This window comes from Microbulbifer taiwanensis, from assembly GCF_014904815.1.
GTDB lineage: Bacteria > Pseudomonadota > Gammaproteobacteria > Pseudomonadales > Cellvibrionaceae > Microbulbifer > Microbulbifer taiwanensis.
Map to the genome: position 1 here is coordinate 1 of NZ_JACZFR010000040.1, position 21691 is coordinate 21691.

The window sequence follows — 21691 nt, forward strand, 5'->3', positions numbered from 1 at the left end:
GGACCTGGTCCCCCTCCTACAGTTTAGCTTCGCCATTCCGGCGCAGGCCGTAATCCAGGTGCCTCAAAACTGGATACCGGCCTGCTCCGGTATGACGAATGCATTAGCGGCCTGCCTATCATAGGCTATTTGATGGGCACGCTTCGCTTTGCCCATCCTACGCGAGTTCTTTGGCAATCCGCTGCAGGATTTCCCTAATCTCGACATCCACGCCAGGCATCGACATAAATCCGTGAATCATCCCATTCGCCTGCTGCACGTGAACCCGGTTGCCGGCCGCTTCCAGCCGCCTGGCATAGGCATTGCCCTCATCCCGCAACGGATCGAACTCGGCCACAACAATATGCATCTGCGGAAGATTGCCCAGATCTTCACAGGAGAGGGGAGTAGCAAAGCCATCGGCGGCCTGTGAATCACCCAAGTAATGGCGCCAGTAAAACTCCATCATCTCCCGGCTTAGAAAATACTCGCCGCCGCCGAGCTGCCTGTAGCTGTCGCTGTCGCCCGGAATATTGGCCGTCGGGTAGAAAAGCAGCTGCGCATCAATATCGGCGCCGCCGCGCTCGCGCGCCAACAGGCTCACCGAGGCGCACAGGCAGGCACCGGCACTGTCGCCGGCCAGCAGCAGCTGCGCATCCGCCGCGGCAAATACAGCGCGATTCTCCGCCGCCCATTGCACTGCCGCATAGCAGTCCTCCGGCGCGGCCGGGTAGGGGTGTTCCGGGGCCAGTCGATAGGCCACTGACATGACCGCGCTGTCCAGCTCCCGGCATAGGTGACGGCACAGGCTGTCGTGGGTGTCCAGCGTGCCCATCACGAAGCCGCCGCCGTGGAAGAAAAGAGTCAGCCGTTCAGAGGCTGCGGATTCGGGCAGGTAGAGGCGCGCGTCCAGCGGACCCTCGGCACCGGGTACCTGGATATCCCGGCTCTCGCCGATCTGCACCGGCTCCACTGGCAGCGGGTTGTCGAAGATCTGGCGCATGGCGGCCGCGTCCATGGCGCTGACCGGGGGCAGGGGTGTGTCGGCGAAGCCGGCGAGAAATGCCTGAATACTGGGGTGTAGTTGTGATGCCATAGCGCTGTCCTGTCGTTATTAGTAGGCAAGGGGCGCAATGCGAAGATCCTGCGGGTGGAGGCTTTTTGCGGGGCTGTTGGCGAGAGGGGCTTCGCCGACAAGCCTATAGGGATGTATTTAGGGGGGGTGCCTAGCCCGTGTCCCGCAAAAAGCCGCCAGCAGCAGGGTCGCCACAGACGCCGCCAGGTTCCTTCAAATTCTAAGACGCACCCTATGCCCACCTATCGTCCGCATGGACGATGAGCCTCCACCACCAGCGGGGGAACATAGCCATCGAAAACAATAATTCCCAAACTGCAGGTGCACCATGGCGAGCGAAGACGGGCAGACAGAATTCGATGTAATCGTGGTGGGATCCGGTGCCGGAGGTATGACGGCGGCGCTGCGCGCCCACGACCTGGGCCTGTCGGTACTGGTGATCGAGAAGAGCGATCGCTACGGCGGCAGCTCCGCCATGTCCGGCGGTGGCATCTGGATACCAAACCACGGCAAACCTTCTGCGGTGGCCGATTCCTGCGACGAGGCCTTCCAGTATATGCGCGGCCTGGTGGAGCCCTGTGTCAGTGACGAGCGGGTTCAAGCCTATCTGCGCACCGGCCCGGAAATGCTCGCCTACCTGGAGAGCGAGACACGGGTCAGCTACACGCCCCAGGACACCTACTGCGATTACTACCCGGACAGGCCCGGCGGCAAGAGCGGCGGCCGCACCCTGGATCCGGACCCCTACGACGGGCGCAAACTGGGGGACGAATTCGAAAACCTGCGCGAGCAGCATATCCAGGAACTCGCGCTGGGTCGCTACGCACTGACCATGGCCGAGGGGCGACAGATCTTCAGCAAGGAGAGCGGTTGGCTGGGCCTGATGCTGAAGCGCATGGCGAAGTACTGGCTGGATATTCCCCAGAGATTGCGCGGTAAGCGCGACCGCCGCCTGGTACTCGGCAACGCGCTGATCGGCCGCCTGCGTCACTCGTTGCTGGAGCGGGAAATTCCGCTGTGGCTGAACTGCAGCCTGCAGGAACTGATTTATTCGGATGGCCGCTGCAGCGGCATCGGCGTCAACCGCGACGGGTGCACCTCCACGCTGCGCGCAAAACGCGGCGTAATCCTCGCCGCCGGCGGCTTCGAACACAACCAGGCCATGCGCGATCAATACCTGCCGCAACCGTCGTCCACCCGCTGGAGCGCCGGCAATCCGAACAACACCGGTGACGCAATACGCGCGGGCCAGCAACTGGGCGCCGCCGTTGACCTGATGCAGCACGCCTGGTGGGGCCCCTCGGTGCGCGTCGACAGCGAATCGGTGGCGCGCATACTGTTTATCGAGAAATCCCTGCCCGGTCTGATTTTCGTCAACGCCGATGGCAAGCGCTTCGCCAATGAAGCGGCGCCCTACCAGGACTATGGCCCCAACGCCTACGGCGCTAACAGTCCAGTGGCCTACGCGATCTTCGATAACCGTTATCGGCAGAAGTTTATTTTCGGCCCCATGATACAGGCGGAATTTATGCCGGATAAGAAACTGCCCAAGGCACTGCAGAGCGGTTTCTACCAGAAGGCGCAGACGGCCGCAGAGCTGGCGCGGGAGCTCGATATCAATCCGCAGGGGCTGGAACAGACCCTGGTGGAATTCAACCAGTGCGCCCGTGCTGGTGAAGATATTCGCTTCAAGCGCGGCGGCAACCTGCACGACCGCTACTACGGCGACAAGAACCAGAAACCGAATCCCTGCCTGGCACCGCTCGACAAGGCGCCCTTTTACGGTGTGCCGGTCTACGCCGGTGACCTGGGTACCAAGGGCGGCCTGCTCACCGACGTGGACGCGCGCGTGCTGCGCAAGGGCGGGGAGGTTATCGAAGGCCTCTACGCAATCGGCAATTGCGCCGCGTCGGTGATGGGCAGCAGCTATCCCGGTGCAGGTTCCACCCTGGGGCCGGCCATGACCTTCGGTTACCGTGCCGCCAATAGACTGGCGGATGCACGGTGGAAGCTGCAGACCGCAGAGGGCGTCGCGGTGGAGTTCGCCGGGTGAACGCTGAATTGCTGCGCGCCCAGGTGGCGGCGCCGCTGCGTATCGACAGTGCCGACGCCATCGACTGGCACGGCGAAACCGATATCGCCGTTGTCGGCTACGGCGCGGCCGGCGCCTGTGCCGCACTGGAGGCGGCGGAGCAGGGTGCCGATGTCAGGGTGCTGGACCGGTTGGACGGTGGCGGCGCCAGTGCCCTGTCCGGCGGTGTCGTCTATGCCGGCGGTGGCACCGAGTTCCAGCGCCGCGCCGGTGAGAACGACAGCGTGGAAAATATGCTGGAATACCTGAAGCGCGAAACCGGGGGCGTGGTTTCCGAACAGACACTGCGGCGCTTCTGTAGCGACAGTATTGCCAACCTGGATTGGCTGCAGCATTGCGGAGTGCCCTTCGACGGCACCGCCTACGATAAAAAGACCTCCTATCCGCCCGAGGGCTACTTTCTCTACTATTCCGGCAACGAACTCTGCGCGCCCTACCGGGACTTGGCGCAGCCGGTGCGGCGCGGACACAGGGTCAGGGGCGAGCATTTTACCGGCCGCGTGCTCTTTGACTGCCTGCACCGGGCCGTGCAGGGACGCGGCAATATCCGCGTGGAAAACCACTGTGAAGTGTCGCGACTGATTCTCGACAGACGCGGCCATGTGCTGGGGTTGGAATATTTACAGGCACCGCGAAATCGCGCGGTTCGCAAATTGATGCGGATACTCAACCGCTTTGCCAACCGCTTTGTCGTGCTGGAACCGCGCATCGGCAGCGCAGTGCGGCGGCTGGTGCATTGGCTGAGGAAGCGCGGCAGCATCCAGCGACTGCGAGTCAGCAGGGGTGTAATCCTCGCCGCTGGCGGTTTTATTTTCCAGCGCCGGCTGCTGCAGCAGTATGCGCCGGCCTATATCAACATCCGCCCGCTGGGGGAGGATTGCAACGGCTCCGGCATCGCGTTGGGCGCCAGTGTCGGTGGCACTGTGGAGCATATGCACAGGATCTCCGCCTGGAGATTTTTTGCCCCGCCGGACTGTCTGCTGAAGGGCCTGGTCGTGGACGGCCGCGGCCAGCGTATCTGCAACGAGGATCTCTACGGGGCCACCACCGCCGACCGGGTAACGGAGGCTGGCGGGCGCGCCTTCCTGATCCTGGATGAAAAGCTGATGCGCGAGGCCAGGGCGGAGGCGCGTCCGGGAAAGATGCCCTGGCACCAGTGGTTGCCGGCGCGTCTCTTCCTGCACGCGTCCTCCAGCCGCGCCGGTGACCCGGCCTCCCTGGCGCAGCGCTGCGGTTTCGACAGTGCCGCGCTGAAGCACACACTGGACAGCTACAACACCGGCGCCGCCGCCGGCCGCGACTTCCTTGGCAAGGCGGAGCAGTATCTGCAGCCGCTGGGTCCTGGCCCCTATTACGCCATCGATATTTCCGTGCACAACACCCGCGTCCCCTGCCCGGCGATCACCCTCGGCGGCCTGGTGGTGGACGAGGACAGCGGTGCCGTGCTGGACGAAAAGGGTGGGGCGATCGGCGGTCTGTACGCGGCCGGGCGCAATGCGGTGGGTATCTGTTCCCATTCCTATATCAGTGGCCTGTCACTGGCGGACTGCGTTTTCTCCGGCCGCCGCGCCGCGCGCAGTGTCGCCAGTGCGGCTGCGCAGAGCGCTGCGGCGCCCATTGACAAAAAAGCGGAGGCGGTAGATGTCGCTTGATCGGAATATGGATTGGCAAAAAAAAGTCGCGGTGGTTACCGGCGCGGCCAGCGGCATCGGCCGCGGCCTGGCAGAACACACCGCCGGCCTGGGTATGAAACTGGTGCTGGCGGATATCAACGGCGAGGCGCTGGAAAGTGTCGCGCAGTCTCTGGACACAGAGGTGCTGATCGTCGTTGCGGATGTCAGCGACGTCGATGCGGTGGAGCATCTGGCGGAAGAGGCCTATGCGCGCTTCGGCCGCGTGGACCTGCTGTTCAACAACGCCGGCATTATGGCCGCGGGCTTTTCCTGGGAGATAGATCCGCAGCAATTCCAGCGCGCACTGGATATCAATATCAATGGCGTGATCAATGGAGCCCGCGCCTTTGTGCCGCGTATGAAAGAGCAGGGTGAACGGGCCTTTATCGTCAATACCGCCTCCATCGGTGGTCTGCTGGCCAGCCCGTTGATGGCACCCTACTCGGTATCCAAGTTTGCGGTGGTTGCTTTCAGTGAGAGCCTGCATGCGGAGATGGCGCTGTTACAGCTGCCGATCCAGGTGTCGGTGCTCTGCCCGGGTCCGGTGACCAGCGAAATCTTCAAGAGCCCCCTCGGACGCGGCAGTTACCATCCGGCGGTCAGCGGATTCGTGCAGCAGTTGCAGCAGCACCTGGACGCCGATGGCATTTCCCCGGCGGAACTGGCCAGGCGCGCCTTTGCCGGCATAGATGCGGGTGAATTCTGGCTGATACCCCAGCCGGAGATGCTTCGGGAAAGATACCCGCAGCGAGTGGAAAAAATACTGGAAAAGATTTCCACATAGCCCTACCCAAACAATCGTCATTCCGGCGAAGGCCGGAATCCAGGTGCCACCACACTAGTGGGCCATGCGGAAAGTTGTGTAACAGTTCGCGTCGCCAAAGCGCCCAGCTCTGCGTTGAGAAAGCTTGAAATAACGCTGCTATTCCTGCGCTTTCTCGCCTTGATCTGAACGCTTTGGCTGTGCTCCTTTGTTACCGAACTTCCCGCATGGCCCACTAGATACCGGCCTGCGCCGGTATGACGAGCGAATGAGAGCTTGCCTTCAACCAGGGTGCAAACCTAGAGCCAATAAATTCCGATACAGGTGTAAAGATGTCACAACGCTGCATTATCGTCGGCGCCGGTCACGCCGCCGCGCAAATGGTAGCCTCGCTGCGGAGCGGGGGCTGGGACGGGGAAATATTGCTGATCGGCGATGAGCCTTCGCTGCCCTACCAGCGTCCGCCGCTGTCCAAGGGCTATCTGGGTGGCGAGATGACGCAACAGCAGCTGTTCATCCGCCCCGAGACCTTCTACCAGAAACACCATGTCGAGCTGCTGCTGAACACCCGCGTCAGCGCCATCGACCGCGAGCGGAAAACCGTGTCGACGAACAAGGGTGAGGCACTGGATTACGACAGACTGTGCCTGGCCACCGGCACGCGGCCGCGCCGGCTGGACTGTCTACCCGGCGCCGCGCTGAACGGCATCCACTATCTGCGCAGCGCTGTGGATGTGGAGCGCATTCGCGGCGAGCTGGCGGGCACAAAAAATGCAGTAATCGTCGGCGGCGGTTATATCGGCCTGGAGACGGCGGCATCACTGCGCAAAGCTGGCCTGCAGGTTACGGTTGTCGAAGCCGCGGAGCGCATACTACAAAGGGTCACTTCGCCGCAGCTGTCGGAATTTTTCCGCCGCCTGCACCGGGAGGAGGGTGCGACCATTCTCGAGGGCACCGGCCTGGCGGAATTTGTCGGCACCAACGGCCGCGTCAATGCGGTGCGTACCAATGGTGGTGAACTGCTGCCGGCGGACCTGGTAATTGTCGGCGTGGGGGTGGAGGTCAATGGCGAACTGGCGCGGGACTGCGGGCTGGAATACGACAACGGCATAGTGGTGGACGACTATTGCCGCACCAGCGACGAAGGCATAGTTGCCATCGGCGACTGCACCTATCACTACAATGCCCACTATGACCGGCGCCTGCGCCTGGAATCCGTGCCCAATGCCACCGAGCAGGCCAAGATCGCGGCCAAGACACTGTGCGGCAAACTGCAGCCCTACAACAGCCTGCCCTGGTTCTGGTCGGATCAGTACGATATCAAACTGCAGATCGCGGGCCTGTCCCAGGGGTATGACGAAGTGGTGGTCAAGGGTGACCGGGAAAGTCGCAGCTTCTGCCTCTACTACCTGAAAGCCGGCCGCGTGATCGCCGCGGATGCGGTCAACAGCCCGCGGGATTTTATGCAGGCGAAGAAATTGATCCAAAGTCGCAGCGGCCTGCCGGAAGAGGCGCTCGCTTAGATAACCGCGCCTATCCGCCAGGGGGCAAACTCGTTGTCGCCATAGTCGAGCCTTTCGCTGGCGCTCTTCTCGCCGGAGGCGATGGCGAGTATGCGCTGGAAAATCATCTCGCCGCACTCGTCCACCGAGTAGTCCCCGTCGACAATGCCGCCACAGTCGATATCCATATCCTCGCGCATACGCCGGAACAGCGCTGAGTTGCTCGCCAGCTTGATGCAGGGCACCGGCTTGGAACCGAAGGCGGAGCCGCGCCCGGTGGTAAAGCAGACCACATTGGCCCCGGAAGCTATCTGCCCGGTGACCGACACCGGATCGAAACCGGGGCTGTCCATAAATACCAACCCTTTGCTGCGCACCTGTTCTGCATACAGGTAGACGTCCTGCAGCGCACTGGTACCGCCCTTGGCTTGGGCGCCGAGGGATTTCTCCGCGATGGTCGTCAGCCCGCCGGCCTTGTTGCCGGGCGAGGGATTGTTATTCAGGGCAACGCCGTTGATCTCCGTGTAGTGCTCCCACCAGCGGATTCTGTCCACCAGCTTCTGCGCCACCTCCGGCGCCACCGCACGGCGGGTCAGCAGATGTTCTGCGCCGTAGATTTCCGGCGTCTCCGAATAGATCACAGTGCCGCCGTGGCGCACCAGTAAATCAGCTGCGGCGCCCAGGGCCGAGTTGGCCGTCATTCCCGAATAGGCGTCGCTGCCGCCGCACTGCACCGCCAGCGTCAGTTCCGACGCGGGAATTGCCTCCCGCTGGCAGGCATTGGCGCTGGGCAGCATCTCGGTGAGCTTGTCCACGCCGGCCTGCACTGCGGCGCGGGTGCCGCCGGAGCCCTGGATTGTGAGCGCCTGGAACAGGGGGCCTGTCTCCAGGCCGCAATCGCGCAACAGGCTGTTCACCTGCATGGCCTCGCAGCCGAGACCGATCAGCAGCACACCGGCAAAATTCGGGTGGCCGATATAGCCGTGCAGGGTGCGCATCAGGGTGCGGTAGCCCTCGTCGCAGGTAGACATGCCGCAGCCGCTGTCGTGGCCCAGGGCCACTATGCCATCCACGTTGGGGAAATCGCGCAGCACACCGCTGTTGGCAAAGTGTGCCGCTATGGCGCGGGAAACGGTTACCGAGCAGTTGACCGTGGAAACTATGGCGAGGAAGTTGCGGGTGCCGGCTCTGCCGTTGGCGCGGCGGTAGCCCTGAAAACTGGCCCGCGCGGACGTCTCTATATAGTCGATAGCCGGAACCTTGCTGCAGAAGGCGTAGTCCGGCCTGTGCGCACCGGCAGTCATGTTGTGCTCGTGCACATGCTCGCCGGCGGCGATATCGGCGCTGGCAAAGCCGATCGCCTGGCCGTACTTGAGTACAGCTTCACCGCGTGCGATGGGGCAGACCGCGACCTTGTGCATGGCGGGTACATCGGTCACCAGCTCCAGCAGCTCACCGCGCCAGTTCACCAGGCTGCCGGCGGGCAGCTGGGCGCGGCTCAGGGCTACGTTGTCCGCTCTGTGAATATGAATAAGGTCCATCTGTTTACTGACTCCGCACCGGCTTGGCGGTCTGCAAGATGTGCTATCGCCAAGGGCCAGATTTCTTTTTCTATCGACGGTTTTCTTTGATTGGTTGCAATCTAGCACTATATTGGTAAGGCCGCAATCCAGATTATCGTTGATTTTGGTAAGGCTGTATCGGCAGATAAGCTGTTGTTGCGGTTTAGCCCCATCTGCTAAACTGCGCCACAGCCTCTTTATGACCAATTGGAGACACACTGCATGCAGGGTGCGCGACTGTATCAACAGGTGGCCGAACAGCTGGCCGCCGCCATCGCCGCAGGCGACTATCCGCCCGGCACCCGCCTGCCGGCGGAACGCAAGCTGGCCGAGCGTTTCGAGGTCAGCCGACCCACGGTGCGCGAGGCGATCATCGCCCTGGAAATCGCCGGCTGTGTGGAGGTGAAGGGTGGTTCCGGTGTCTATGTGGTGGACGCCGAGGCCGGATCCTTCGCGGCTACCGATTCCGATATCGGGCCCTTCGAGATACTGCAGGCGCGCATCATGTTTGAGGGCGAGGCTGCCGGCCTGGCCGCCCGCCAGATGAGCGATGAGGAAATCGCCGAGCTGGAAGAGATTCTGCAGGAAATGATTGCCGAGAACGCCACCGAGTCGAAGGCGGAGGTGGCGGACGAGAAGTTCCACCTGCACATCGCCCGCGGCACGCACAATGACGCCGTGGTCTCCGTGTGTGAGCACTTATGGCAGCTGCGCAACAGTTCCACGGTATCCGCGCGCATCCTGGAAAAGGTGCGCCAGGTCGGCTCCAAACCGCGTATCGAGGAACACCTCAGGATTCTCAATGCGATCAAGCAGCGCGATGCCGACGCCGCGCGCGGGGCCATGCGCGACCATCTGCAGCGGGTGGTACAGCAGTTGCTGGACGCCACTGAGGCGGAGGCGCTGGAGGCCGCGCGCCGCCAGGTCAGTGCCGCCCGCGAGCGTTTCGCACTGCCCTGATAACCTCTCCGGCCGGCGGTCCCTACCCAGCGGCGGGCCGCCGGACACCATATTCCTCCCTATTGCCCTCTATCTCCCCTTGCCCGCCCACATCCGGCAGCCTGGCGCAGCTGTTGCCTCCCAATAATTGGTATGACAGACTAGCCTCACTCCTTGGTTTCGGTCTTTCCAATTTTCCCGGGCCCAAACCCAAGCAAATACAATAATTTCAAGGGAGCGCAACCATGAGTTTTACCAGGCGCAGTTTCCTGCAGTCTTCCCTGGCGCTTGCCGCCATTCCAGCGCTAACCAGTGCCATGAGCCGGCCCCCGCAACAGGACTACAGTGGTCCCTGGCGCGCGGTGCCGGAGATTCTCGATGCGATCCAGAGCCCGCGTATTCCCGCGCGCGACTTCGATGTGCGCGATTACGGCGCCAGTGGAGACGGTCGCGCCGACGATAGCGGTGCCATCGCCGCGGCGCTGGCGGCCTGTCGCGAGGCCGGTGGTGGCCGCGTAGTGCTGCCGCCGGGCAGCTACCGCAGCGGTCCAATACACCTGGGCTCCAACACCGAACTGCACCTGCGGGAAGGTGCCCTGCTCTCATTCATTCCGGAGCCGGAGCGCTACCTGCCGGCGGTGAAGACCCGCTGGGAGGGCATGGAGCTGATGGGCTATTCGCCGCTGATCTACGCCCACGGCTGTGACAATGTCGCACTCACCGGCAGGGGGCGCATCGACGGCGGTGCCGACTGCGACACCTGGTGGCCCTGGAAAGGCAAGAATACCAAGTGCGCACAGAGCGCCAATGAAGAGCCCAACCAGCACGCCGCGCGCAAGGCGCTGTTCGATGACGCGGAAATGGGGGTGCCGGTGGCCGAGCGGGTCTACGCCGACGGCAGTTATCTGCGCCCGCCGCTGCTGCAGTTCTACGAGTGCCGCAATGTGCTGATCGAGGGCGTGACCCTGGAGAATTCCCCCTTCTGGGTCATGCACCCGGTGCTGTGCGATGGTGTTACCGTGCGCGGCGTCACCGCGCGCAGCCACGGTCCCAACTCCGACGGCTGCGACCCCGAGTCCTGTCGCAATGTACTGATCGAGGACTGCCTGTTCGACAACGGCGATGACTGTATCGCGATCAAATCCGGTCGCAATGCCGACGGCCGCCGCCTGGCCAGGCCCAGCGAGAATATCGTGATCCGCAACTGCCGCATGCGCGATGGTCACGGCGGCCTGGTACTGGGCAGCGAGATCTCCGGTGGCGTGCGCAATGTGTTCCTGGAGAACTGCGTGATGAGCAGTCCCAACCTGGAGCGGGGGCTGCGCATCAAGACCAACGCCATGCGCGGCGGCGAGATCCACAATATCCATGTGCGCAACATCCGCATCGGCCAGGTGAAGGACGTCATAGTGATCAACTTCTTCTACGAAGAGGGGGACAGTGGGCGTTTCGACCCGCAGGTGTACGACATCTTCGTCGATAACCTGCACTGCGAGCAGGCCGAGCGCGCCTTCCATATTCGCGGCTTCGCCCGCGCACCGATCCGCGGTCTGCATATCACCCGCAGCCGTATACGGAGTGCGGCCACGCTGGGCATTATCGAAGAGGTAATCGGCCTGACCGCCAGTGGCGTGACCATCAATGGGGAGGAGTTCCGCCCCGGCTGAGCCACTGCAAAGCGCCATCTGGCGTCAAATTCCACTGGTCGACCTGTGAATCAACAATACGCATAAATTGGTCAGCCATTGTGTTGCTAAGTGGTCATCCGTATGAGATTATCCGTCTGCTTTAACAATAAGTGGTATTACCGACCGGATTACCAAAATAAACCGGCAACCAAAAATAATGAGAGAAGCGGAGATGAGAGTCATGAAGACGTTCCAACTCAAACCACTTGCCCTGGCCATGACCGTCATCGCGGTACCGGCTCTGGCACAGGCGCAAAGCGGTGAGGTACTGGAAGAAATAGAAGTAACCGCCAGCTACCGCGACAGTCTTTCCAAAGCCCTCGACCAGAAGCGCCACGCGGTAGGCAGCAAGGACGCCATCCTGGCCGAGGACATTGCAGATTTCCCCGACCTGAACCTGGCGGAATCGCTGCAGCGGATTCCGGGGGTCGCCATTACCCGCGACGCCGGTGAGGGCCGCAATATATCCGTGCGCGGCCTGGGTGCGCAGTTTACCCGCGTGCGCATCAATGGCCTGGAGGCTGTCTCCACCACCGGTGGTGCCGACTCATCCGATGGCGCCAACCGCAGCCGCGCCTTCGATTTCAATACCTTTGCCTCAGAGCTGTTTTCCAACCTGACCGTGCACAAGACTTCTTCTGCCGATCTGGACGAGGGCTCGCTGGGTGCCACCGTTGACCTGAACACCGGCCGCCCGCTGGATATGGCCGAGGATTTCACTTTCGCCGCCAATGCGCAGCTGGGTTACAACGACGCTTCGGAAGAAGTCGACCCGCGCACCTCTTTCCTGATTGCCGGTAAGAACGATGCGGGCACCCTCGGCTGGTTGGCCACTTACTCCCAGTCAACGCGCAATACCCTGGAGCAGGGCTTTTCTAGCGTGCGTTGGACGACGAAAGAGGAGATAGCCAATTGCTCCGCCTGTGCCGACCAGGCGGAACTGGCTACCCTGAATGAGGGCTTTTTTCCGCGCATTCCTCGCTATGGCAAGTTCACGCACGAGCAGGAGCGCCAGGGTTTCACCGGCACACTGCAATGGCAGCCGACAGACAGAACCGAAATTCTGGTCGACTACCTGACCTCCCGTTTCGACGCCACGCGCGATGAGGAATACGTTTCCGTCAGTTTGAAAGACGGCGGCAACTACCCGGAGTTCGATGTCACCGACTACGCCCTGTCCGCTGATGGAAAAACCATCACCTCCATGACCGTCGACAACTATGATCTGCGTGTCGAACATCGTTACGACGAACTGGAAACCAAGTTCGACCAGTTTTCCATCCGCGCTTCCCACGACTTCACCGATCGCCTGCGCGGCGACGTACTCTGGGGCGCATCCGAATCAAACTTCAGCAACCCGATGCAGACCACTGCCATTGTGGATGCAATCGACGTTCAGAATGAATTTACCTACAACGCCACCACGGCCAAGGGCAGCATAGACTTTGCCGATTTTGATACATCGAATCCGGCAAACTTTGATTTTGTCGAGCTGCGTCACCGTCCGAATACCGTGGACAACAGTTTTGATACCGTGGCACTGAACCTGGAGTTCGACCTGAACGACCGGATGAGCCTGAAGGGCGGCATCTCCAGCAAAAGCTTCGAGTTCGATGTGGAAGAGAATCGCGCTGGACCCAAGTTCAGTGGTATCTCAGCTACCAGCCTGCAGGGCCGCAGCACCAGTATGAATGGCATCACCTGGTTCTCGCCGGATGTAGGCTCGACGCTGTCGACTTATGCAGCCGATGTCGCCGGCAGCATGGCACCCCGCGCCCAGGATATCCGCAATGTCAGGGAGGAAGATTCCGGTGTATACGTGCAGTTGAGCTGGAGCGAAATTGCCGGTCTGCCGCTGCGCGGTAACTTCGGCGTTCGCCATGTGACCACCGAAGTGGAATCCACCGGCCTCACAGACCTGAACGGCGACCTGGTGCAGGTGGTAGTGGACAATGAGTACACCGATACACTGCCCTCCCTGAACCTGGCCATGGACGTGCGCGAAGATATGGTCATGCGTTTCTCCGTAGCCGATGTCATGGCGCGCCCGGCGCTGGGTGACCTGACCCCCGGCGGTGAAATTTCCCAGTTCACCGGCGATGTCGAGTACGGAAACCCGAATCTGGATCCCTTCCGCGCCCGGGCCTATGACCTCTCCTACGAGTGGTACTTCAGTGACGATGCAGTATTCGCCGCCGCTTACTTCTACAAGGATGTCGAGACCTTTATCAGAAAGCAGACTTTTGAGAATCAACCCTGGTCTGCAACCGGTTTTGATACCTCAGTGCTGCGCGACGAGGGCACCTTCGATGAGAATAGCGATTGGTCAATATCGCGCAATTTCAATGGTGACGGTGGTGAAATTTCCGGTTTCGAGTTGCAGTACCAACAGCTGTTCTTCGATAACTACGGCCTGATCCTGAACTACACCTATGTAGATTCGGAGATGAACCACGGTACCGAAGAGGAGCCGAATTATGGCCCGCTGAACAACCAATCCAAAAACTCCTACAACGCCACTGTTTACTATGAGAATGAGGACTTCAGTGCCCGCCTCTCATACGCTGCGCGGGATGACTACAACACCCGGCCGCAGGGACAGGGTCGCGACGGAAACGATGTTGAGTACACCGAAGGCACCAGCAATATTGACTTCGTTGCCAGCTATCACCTCAACGATAACTGGAAAGTGAGCTTCGAAGGTATCAACCTGACCGATGAACCCAATCGCCAGATGCTCGACAGTGCGGGCCGCATCAGCGTGGACCATACCTATGGTCGCCAGTACTACATCGGCACTCAGTACAAGTTCTGACCGAGTGATTCAGGGCTGAGTACAGCGGCCGGGTGCAGGGATCTGTCGGTGGAGATACCGGTGCAAGGATTCGCTGTCGTACCCGGCCGTTTTTGATATGACAGAATAAAAAGCGAGATTGTGGAGGCTTCTGTGAAACTGTCTGCCAAGCGAAATTACAATTCCCGCCTCACAGCTCTGGCCCTGGCCGGTAGCGCGGCACTCCTAACTGGCTGTGGGGACGGATCCGAGCAGGTAGCAGCCAAAAATAGTGACGCTGTCACTGAGAGGGCAGTTTCGGGCGCATTAGCCAGGCTGGAGCTTTCCAACCCGTCAGACTTCCCGCGCCTGGATGAGGCGGTATATCTCAGCTATTACGAGCTCGGTTTACAGCCAGAATTTTCCGCACCGATTGCGGTTTGGAATCACGAAGAGCAGTTGCCGGTACAGGCCATCGACAAAGATGCCGACGGAAGCAAAGACGGCATTCTGTTTACTGTCGATGTGGCCGTAGATGAAGTGCTGGTGCTGCGCATCGAGCAAACGGATGCGGCGGCAACGAATGCCATAAAACGCACACAGGCAGAGATATCGCACAAAGTCGGCGGAGAATGGGTAGAGCGAGAATACCAGGGCGGCAGCTTCCGGAATGTCAGCACCCTCGATGTGCCGGCTGAGCATACAGATCACTCCTACTTTATTCGCTATGAAGGTCCGGGTGTCGAGTCCGACCTGGTCGGCTACCGCGTCTATCTCGACTGGCGCAACGGCTTCGATATATTCGGCAAGAAGGTCCGCGAACCGGTGCTGCAGGGAGTCGGTCAGGACGGATTCGATTCCTATCATGAAGCCGCCGACTGGGGCATGGATATTCTGAAGGTGGGCAGTTCACTGGGCGTCGGCGGCTACGGCTACTGGGATGGGGAGCAGACACGACGTGTAAGCGATGTCAAAGACTGGCAGGTGGATATCTCCGATAACGGAGACCTCTACTCCGCCTTCAAAATTCAATACCGTGGGTGGCAGCCGGTGGAAGGCCGGCAGACCGACCTGACTGCCGTGCTGTCCATGCACGCTGGCAGCCGCCTGGTGGAAGTGAACGCTAAAACCAGCGAGGAGCTGGACAACCTGGTTGCGGGTATTGTCGATCATGCCGGCACTGACCTGATTGTCGGGGATATGGATATCACCGGGCACGCCTATACCTATATCGGTACCTATGGTGCCCAGAGCCTGGACGGCGCCAACCTCGGCCTGGGCCTGCTGGTTAAGCGCAAGGCGATCAGGGAGTTGGCCAGTGACGACCACAACCGGGTCGCGATCCTGAAACCCGCCGACAGGGAAATTCAATATTATTTTGTCGCCGCCTGGGCCAACGAGGGGGAGAGCCGCCACGGCCCCATCACCGACAAGGCCGGCTTTGAAGCTTTCCTCAAGCGGGAGGCGGAAAAGCTCACCATGCCCCTGCGCCAGCGCCTGAGCACCGCGGCCAGCCGTGCGCAAACCGAGCGACCGCTGACCGCCGATGTGGCACTGGACTGGAGCAGGCGCCTTGCGGATTCCGAACTCCAACGCAAGACCCTGGATTACGCCTTTGGCGGCTTCGACCAGATCCGCAAGCGCCCCTCCTATTTTGAATACACCACCGGCATGGTGATGCAGGCCTATGACGAGCTGAACCTGGTGGCCCCGGACGCACGCTATGCGGAGGCGGTAGAAGCGGTGATGGGCTCCTTCGTCAACGATGATGGGAGTATCAATGGCTATGTGCAGGAAAAATACAATATCGACAGTGTGCGAGCCGGCACCATGCTGCTGCGAATGTATGAACGCAATGAGAAGCAGAACTACAGAATAGCCGCGGATCATCTCTATGCGCAGCTCGAGCAGCACCCGCGCACTTCCGCCGGCGCCTTCTGGCACAAGAAAATCTATCCAAACCAGGTTTGGCTCGACGGCGTCTACATGGGTATTCCTTTCCTGGCGCATTACGAACAGTTGATGCACGAAGATCCCAAGGTGGATGAGCTCCTGGCCGAGTTCAAACTGGTCAACGAGATACTGAAAGACCCGGACACGGGGCTCTTCTACCACGCCTGGGATGAACGGCGCCAGCAGGTCTGGGCGGACAGGGAAACCGGCCTTTCCGGCTACCACTGGGCACGCGGTATGGGCTGGCTGGCCATGGCGCTGGTGGATGTGCTGGATTTTATTCCCCAGGAAAACATCGAGGAGCGCGAGTACCTGCAGAAGATGATCACCGATATCGCAGCGGTGATCGAAAAATACCAGGATCCGGACACCGGCACCTGGTGGCAGGTGATCGATATGCCCGGCGAGCGCGCCAACTACCGCGAATCCACCGCCAGTACCATGTTCACCTATTTCTTTGCCAAGGCGCTGAACCAGGGCTACCTGCCCAGGGAACGCTATCTGGAAACCGCGAAAAAGGCCTACCAGGGGCTGCTCGACGAGTTTGTGCAGGTCCACGCCGACGGCACCATCAGCATTACCGATATGTGCCAGGTCGCCGGCCTCGGCTTTGGCCGCGACGGCAGTTACGAGTACTACATGAGCGAGCCGATCTACGACGACGATCCCAAGGGTACTGCGCCGTTTATTACTTCCGGCGTGGAGATGTACAAGCTACTGAAAAGTCAGGGCTAGGGCAGGGCCAGGATAAGAGGACCGATAGATGACCACCAAATACGAAGAGCGCTACGCGCACAACCCGCGCGACTATGCGGGCTACGGCACCGAGCGGCTGCGCGGGGAATTTCTGGTGCCGACGCTTTTTGAGGCGGATACGGTGCGCCTGACCTATACCCACGTCGATCGCATGATCGTGGGCGGTATTATGCCGGTGAAAGAAACTGTTTTGCTCGAAAGTGTGGATGCACTGCGCGCGGAATACTTTCTCGAGCGGCGCGAGCTGGGACTGATCAATATCGGCGGTGCGGGAAAAGTGGAAGTCGACGGAACCCTGTTCGATATCGATCACAAGGAAGCCATTTATGTGGGGCGCGGTTCCCGCGAAGTGAAAATTTCCAGTAGCGACAGTGCCAACCCGGCCAAGTTCTACCTGAATTCCACACCGGCACATCACGCCTACCCGACCAGGAAGGTGGGACAGAACGATGCCAATGTACTGGAGCTGGGCTCCGGGGAAACCTGCAACCAGCGCGTCATTCGCCAGTTGCTGGTCAAGGATGTGATCGAAACCTGCCAGCTGCAGATGGGCATGACCGAGCTGGCGCCGGGCAGCGTCTGGAACACCATGCCGGCACACACCCACAGCCGTCGTATGGAAGCCTATATGTATTTCAATGTGCCGGAGGGGCAGACGGTCTGCCACTTTATGGGTCCGCCCGATGAAACGCGGCATATCTTCCTGCACAACGAGCAGGCGGTGATCTCGCCCACCTGGTCCCTGCACTCGGGTGTCGGCACCAGCAACTACACCTTTATCTGGGGTATGGCCGGGGAGAACCTGGACTATGCAGATATGGATCACGTGCAGCCGCACCAGCTGCGCTGATTCTTATGTCGTCATTGCGGCGAAGGCCAGCGTCCCCACGACTGAGGCTGGATCCCGGGTCGAGCCCGGGATGACGAATTCGGGAGTTTCAAGGCACAAATTCGGACTTAGAGGTTCTACTATATGAGTGCACTTTTCGATCTGAGCGGCAGGGTGGCACTGGTCACCGGTGCCACCCACGGTCTCGGTATGTCCATGGCGGAGGGACTCGGCAAGGCCGGCGCCAGGCTGGTCATCAGTGGGCACTCCTCCCGGGAAAAGCTCGACAGTGCCGTGGCGCAGCTGCAGGAAAAAGGCTTCGACGCTCACGGCTACCTGTTCGACGTCACCGACGAAGCACAGGTAGCCGATGCCGTGGGACAGATTGAAAGCGAAGTCGCACCCATCGATATACTGGTGAACAATGCCGGTATCATCAAGCGGGTACCCCTGCTGGAGATGGAGCTATCCGAGTGGAAGCAGGTGATCGATACAGATCTGACCGGCGTTTTCACCATGAGTCGCCCGGTGGTGCGGCGCATGATCGAGCGCGGTGCCGGCAAGGTCATCAATATCTGCTCCATGATGAGTGAACTCGGCCGCAACAGTGTTGGTGCCTACGCCGCGGCCAAGGGCGGGCTGAAAATGTTGACCCGCAATATGGCCACCGAGTGGGCCGGACACAATATCCAGGTCAACGGCATAGGGCCGGGCTATTTTGCCACCAGCCAGACAGCGCCCATCCGTGTCGACGGCCATCCCTTCAACGACTTTATCATCAGCCGCACGCCGGCCGGCCGCTGGGGTAATCCGGAAGACCTGCAGGGAACCGCAATATTCCTCGCCAGCGATGCCAGTAATTTTGTCACCGGCCAGATCGTCTATGTGGACGGCGGTATTCTGGCGACCATTGGCAAACCATCCAACGAATAAGCCAGGTAATCGCGGGCCGGAGAAACAGAACTGTAAGCGCAGCGAGGCGGCCGTCCACCCCGCCCCTCCTGCATTTATTTTCAGGCGAGGCTCTCTTCCAGCCTGGTTTGCAGTGCCGGCAGGACACCTTGCTCTTTAAGCGATGCCAGCCAGGCAGTGAGTGCGCTGTGCAACCGCTGGCTGTGCTGCAGATCGTCGCCGAATACCGGCGCAAACTGCAGGAATGCCGTGGCCAGCTCGTACGTATTGTCGCCGCAGCTGTCGCAAATGGATTTCAGCTGTCGTGCCAGCGGATCGGACACCTCGATGGCATTACCGGCATCGTCCACCGCGGAGACATAGCGGATCCAGCACGCCAGCGCGAAGGTCAGCAGATCGATGGAACCGCCGCTTTGCAGCTGGTGGCGCAGTGTGCCTAGCCAGCGCTGGGGAATTTTCTGCGAGCCGTCCATCGCGATCTGCCAGGTGCGGTGGCGCAGGGCGCGGTTGGAGAAACGTTCCAGCAGTTGCCGCTGGTATTCTTCCAGGTCGAATTCCGCCGGGGCTGCAACGGAGTCACTGGCTTCGTTGGCGAGAAACTGCCGCGCCAATGCGGCGAAGGCCGGTTCGGCCATCACATCGGCAATCGTCTCGAAGCCGGCCAGATAGCCGCTGTAGGCGAGCATGGAGTGGCAGCCGTTCAGCAGGCGCAGCTTGATCAGTTCGTAGGCTTCTACATCTTCCACGAATGTGGCACCGACGCTGCCCCAGTCCGGGTGGCCGCGCAGGAAACTGTCCTGGATAACCCATTGGCTGAAAGGTTCGGCCATCACCGCGGCGTTGTCGCGCACACCGAGAATCCCTTCCAGGCGGTCGCGGTCTGCATCCGTAGTGGCCGGAACAATTCGATCGATCATGGTACTGGGGCAGCGAGTATTCCCGTGCATCCATTCCGCCAGTTGCGGATCCACCCGGCTGGCCAGAGCAAACACTACCCGCTCAAGCAGTTTGCCATTGGCGGGGAGGTTGTCGCAGGAGAGCAGTGTGAATCCGGGCAGGCCCCTCTCTTTACGCCGTTGCAGCGCATAGACAATAAATCCCAGCGCGCTCCTGGGCGAATGTGGATTGGCGAGGTCGTGCCGGATATCCGGGTGGTCGAAATTCAATTCGCCACTGGCGGGGTCGTGGCAGTAGCCTTTCTCAGTAATGGTCAGCGAGACAATGCGAATCTCTTCCGCCGTCATGGCATCCAGCAGCGCGCGCGGGTTTTCCGGCGCGACAAGCACCTCCCGCACACAGCCGATCACTCGCACCTCTTCCCCGGCGTTGCTCTTTTCGACCAGCGAGTAGAGGTGATCCTGGGGCGCCAGCTGGTCGCGCACCGTCGGCGAGCGCAGGCTGGCGGCGACTATGCCCCAGTCGCGCGCGCCGCGCTCCAGCACCTGCTCCGTGTACCAGGCCTGGTGGGCGCGGTGGAAGGCGCCGATACCCAGATGCACGATACCGGTCGTGACTTCACTGCGGTCGTAGGCCGGCACTGTTACCGTGTCCGGCAACAGCTCCAGCGTCTTCTTGTTCAGTATTTTCTCGCTCATAGGCTTTCCCCAAGTCCCCTTGTAGGAGCAGCCGGCGGCCGCGATCGATTTCCGGGGTTTCCTACTGCTTCGATCGCGGCCATGGGCCGCTCCTGCAGCACAATCCGCCATTTTCGCTTTTTCTAGAGCTTGTAGGCCCGCTTCGCCAGCGCATAACTCAGGTCGTGTGCCAGCTCAAAGGCCTCGTCCTCCTGCAGGCGGTGATCGGCCACCAGCTGGGCGAGGAAGCCACAGTCCATGCGTCGCGCCACATCGTGACGGGCGGGAATGGACAGGAAAGCGCGGGTATCGTCGTTGAAGCCGACGGTGTTGTAGAAGCCGGCAGTTTCCGTCACCTGCTCGCGGAAGCGGCGCATACCTTCGGGGCTGTCGTGGAACCACCAGGACGGGCCCAGTTTCAGCGCCGGGTAATGCCCGGCCAGCGGTGCCAGTTCGCGGCTGTAGCTGGTTTCGTCGAGAGTGAACAGGATGATGGTCAGTTCCGGTTCGTTGCCCACCGCTTCCAGCAGCGGGCGCAATGCGTGTACATAATCCGTGCGCGACGGAATATCCGCACCCTTGTCGCGACCGTAGCGCTGGAAGAGCAGTGGGTTGTGATTGCGCACGGAGCCGGGATGTATCTGCATCACCAGCCCGTCGTCGAGGCTCATGCGCGCCATCTCTGTCAGCATCTGGCCGCGGAAAAGTTCCGCGTCCGCGGCATTGGCGCTGCCGTGGCGCACGCGCCCGAACAGCGCTTCCGCGTCGGCGCGGCTCAGGTTGGCGGTGTTGGCTGTCGGGTGGCCGTGGTCGGTGGAAGTGGCCCCCATGCGCCTGAAGAATTCGCGGCGATTGCGCAGCGCTGCCAGGTAACCGGCGTAACTGCCGGTATCCTCACCGGTCATTTCCGCCAGCCTGCTCAGGTTGTTGGCGAAGCCCTCGTAGTCCGGGTCCAGCACCGGGTCGGGGCGATAGGCGGTTATCACGCGCCCGCTCCAGCCACTGTCGAGAATTTTCTGGTGGTGGTGCAGATCGTCCAGCGGCGACTCGGTGGTGGCAATCACTTCGATATTGAAGCGCTCGAACAGCGCGCGCGGCAGGAATTCCGGCTTTTTCAGCATGCTGTCGATACGCTCGTAGTAGCGCTCGGCGGTGCGGCCGTCCAGGGCGACATCCAGCTCGAATACATCGTGGAACACGGTGTCCAGCCACATGCGCGATGGCGTACCGCGGAAGAGGTGATAGTTTTCGGCGAGACGCTGCCAGATGGCGCGTGGGTCCGTCTCCGCTGGCGTGCCTTCGCGGCCGGGAATGCCGAGGCTTTCCAGGGACACGCCCTGGCTGTAGAGCATGCGGAAGACATAGTGGTCCGGTTTGATCAGCAGATCGGCCGGGTTGCCGAACGGCTGGTTGTCCGCAAACCAGGCCGGGTCCGTGTGCCCGTGCGGGCTGATGATCGGCAGGTCTTTGACGCTCTCGTAGAGCTTGCGCGCAATATCCCGACTGCTGGAGTCGGATGGAAACAGGCGATCTGGGTGCAGTAGCAGAGGGCGTGTCATAGGAGTTGCTCTTCTTATGGAATCCGTCTTCTAAGCTTAACGCGGTAATGTCCGGTAAGTAG

At 61.0% G+C, this 21691-nt stretch carries 14 protein-coding genes; 10 read left to right on the forward strand and 4 right to left on the reverse strand.

Features of this window, described 5'->3' with window-relative positions; all coding sequences use genetic code 11:
• Positions 1-157 precede the first annotated feature (157 nt).
• A complete protein-coding gene (locus IG627_RS14855; RefSeq protein WP_193193169.1) occupies positions 158-1075 on the reverse strand; it encodes an alpha/beta hydrolase in 918 nt (305 codons plus the stop codon).
• Between the two features lie 307 nt (positions 1076-1382).
• Between IG627_RS14855 and IG627_RS14860 the strand changes: the two genes are divergently transcribed.
• From IG627_RS14860 to IG627_RS14875, 4 genes are all read left to right on the forward strand, one after another.
• On the forward strand, positions 1383-3107 hold the full coding sequence (locus IG627_RS14860; RefSeq protein WP_193193170.1) for an FAD-dependent oxidoreductase: 1725 nt from the start codon (positions 1383-1385) through the stop codon (positions 3105-3107).
• Positions 3104-4798, forward strand: coding sequence for an FAD-binding protein (locus IG627_RS14865; protein ID WP_193193171.1), 1695 nt, complete (start codon positions 3104-3106; stop codon positions 4796-4798). Before IG627_RS14860 ends, IG627_RS14865 begins: the two co-directional genes overlap by 4 nt.
• Entirely contained in the window at positions 4788-5603 is an 816-nt protein-coding gene (locus IG627_RS14870; protein WP_226865201.1) for an SDR family NAD(P)-dependent oxidoreductase, read from the forward strand. Before IG627_RS14865 ends, IG627_RS14870 begins: the two co-directional genes overlap by 11 nt.
• A 311-nt stretch (positions 5604-5914) precedes the next feature.
• Complete coding sequence (locus IG627_RS14875) at positions 5915-7105, forward strand: NAD(P)/FAD-dependent oxidoreductase (protein WP_193193172.1); 1191 nt, start codon at positions 5915-5917, stop codon at positions 7103-7105.
• Here the strand turns inward: IG627_RS14875 and IG627_RS14880 are convergent.
• Complete coding sequence (locus IG627_RS14880) at positions 7102-8625, reverse strand: UxaA family hydrolase (protein ID WP_193193173.1); 1524 nt, start codon at positions 8623-8625, stop codon at positions 7102-7104. The genes IG627_RS14875 and IG627_RS14880 overlap by 4 nt on opposite strands.
• A 243-nt stretch (positions 8626-8868) precedes the next feature.
• Here IG627_RS14880 and IG627_RS14885 point away from each other — a divergent pair, with 243 nt between their 5' ends.
• From IG627_RS14885 to IG627_RS14910, 6 genes are all read left to right on the forward strand, one after another.
• Positions 8869-9606, forward strand: a complete 738-nt coding sequence (locus IG627_RS14885; protein WP_193193174.1) for a FadR/GntR family transcriptional regulator — start codon at positions 8869-8871, stop codon at positions 9604-9606.
• A gap of 224 nt (positions 9607-9830) precedes the next feature.
• On the forward strand, positions 9831-11252 hold the full coding sequence (locus IG627_RS14890) for a glycoside hydrolase family 28 protein (protein ID WP_193193175.1): 1422 nt from the start codon (positions 9831-9833) through the stop codon (positions 11250-11252).
• A 202-nt stretch (positions 11253-11454) separates the two neighbouring features.
• Positions 11455-14088 (forward strand): TonB-dependent receptor, encoded by a 2634-nt coding sequence (locus IG627_RS14895; RefSeq protein ID WP_193193176.1) that lies wholly within the window; start codon positions 11455-11457, stop codon positions 14086-14088.
• Positions 14089-14220: 132 nt separating this feature from the next.
• A complete protein-coding gene (locus IG627_RS14900; protein ID WP_319024580.1) occupies positions 14221-16734 on the forward strand; it encodes a glycoside hydrolase family 88 protein in 2514 nt (837 codons plus the stop codon).
• A gap of 28 nt (positions 16735-16762) precedes the next feature.
• Positions 16763-17605: a 5-dehydro-4-deoxy-D-glucuronate isomerase gene (kduI, locus tag IG627_RS14905; protein ID WP_193193177.1), complete on the forward strand. Its 843-nt coding sequence runs from the start codon at positions 16763-16765 to the stop codon at positions 17603-17605.
• 123 nt (positions 17606-17728) lie between these two features.
• The gene (locus tag IG627_RS14910; RefSeq protein WP_193193178.1) at positions 17729-18517 is read left to right on the forward strand and encodes a gluconate 5-dehydrogenase; all 789 of its coding nucleotides are present in this window, start codon (positions 17729-17731) and stop codon (positions 18515-18517) included.
• An 80-nt stretch (positions 18518-18597) separates the two neighbouring features.
• Here the strand turns inward: IG627_RS14910 and IG627_RS14915 are convergent, their stop codons facing one another.
• Both IG627_RS14915 and uxaC read right to left on the reverse strand, forming a co-directional pair.
• A complete protein-coding gene (locus IG627_RS14915; RefSeq protein WP_193193179.1) occupies positions 18598-20091 on the reverse strand; it encodes a mannitol dehydrogenase family protein in 1494 nt (497 codons plus the stop codon).
• A gap of 122 nt (positions 20092-20213) precedes the next feature.
• The gene (uxaC, locus tag IG627_RS14920; RefSeq protein ID WP_193193180.1) at positions 20214-21629 is read right to left on the reverse strand and encodes a glucuronate isomerase; all 1416 of its coding nucleotides are present in this window, start codon (positions 21627-21629) and stop codon (positions 20214-20216) included.
• Between the last annotated feature and the right edge of the window lie 62 nt (positions 21630-21691).

Excerpts from the sequence above, each read along its gene's own strand:
- IG627_RS14880 (WP_193193173.1), bottom strand. The coding sequence starts at position 8,625 with ATGGACCTTATTCATATTCACAGAGCGGACAACGTAGCCCTGAGCCGC.
- IG627_RS14895 (WP_193193176.1), top strand. The coding sequence starts at position 11,455 with ATGAAGACGTTCCAACTCAAACCACTTGCCCTGGCCATGACCGTCATC.
- IG627_RS14870 (WP_226865201.1), top strand. The coding sequence starts at position 4,788 with ATGTCGCTTGATCGGAATATGGATTGGCAAAAAAAAGTCGCGGTGGTT.
- IG627_RS14885 (WP_193193174.1), top strand. The coding sequence starts at position 8,869 with ATGCAGGGTGCGCGACTGTATCAACAGGTGGCCGAACAGCTGGCCGCC.
- IG627_RS14860 (WP_193193170.1), top strand. The coding sequence starts at position 1,383 with ATGGCGAGCGAAGACGGGCAGACAGAATTCGATGTAATCGTGGTGGGA.
- IG627_RS14915 (WP_193193179.1), bottom strand. The coding sequence starts at position 20,091 with ATGAGCGAGAAAATACTGAACAAGAAGACGCTGGAGCTGTTGCCGGAC.
- kduI (WP_193193177.1), top strand. The coding sequence starts at position 16,763 with ATGACCACCAAATACGAAGAGCGCTACGCGCACAACCCGCGCGACTAT.
- uxaC (WP_193193180.1), bottom strand. The coding sequence starts at position 21,629 with ATGACACGCCCTCTGCTACTGCACCCAGATCGCCTGTTTCCATCCGAC.
- IG627_RS14890 (WP_193193175.1), top strand. The coding sequence starts at position 9,831 with ATGAGTTTTACCAGGCGCAGTTTCCTGCAGTCTTCCCTGGCGCTTGCC.
- IG627_RS14910 (WP_193193178.1), top strand. The coding sequence starts at position 17,729 with ATGAGTGCACTTTTCGATCTGAGCGGCAGGGTGGCACTGGTCACCGGT.
- IG627_RS14875 (WP_193193172.1), top strand. The coding sequence starts at position 5,915 with ATGTCACAACGCTGCATTATCGTCGGCGCCGGTCACGCCGCCGCGCAA.
- IG627_RS14855 (WP_193193169.1), bottom strand. The coding sequence starts at position 1,075 with ATGGCATCACAACTACACCCCAGTATTCAGGCATTTCTCGCCGGCTTC.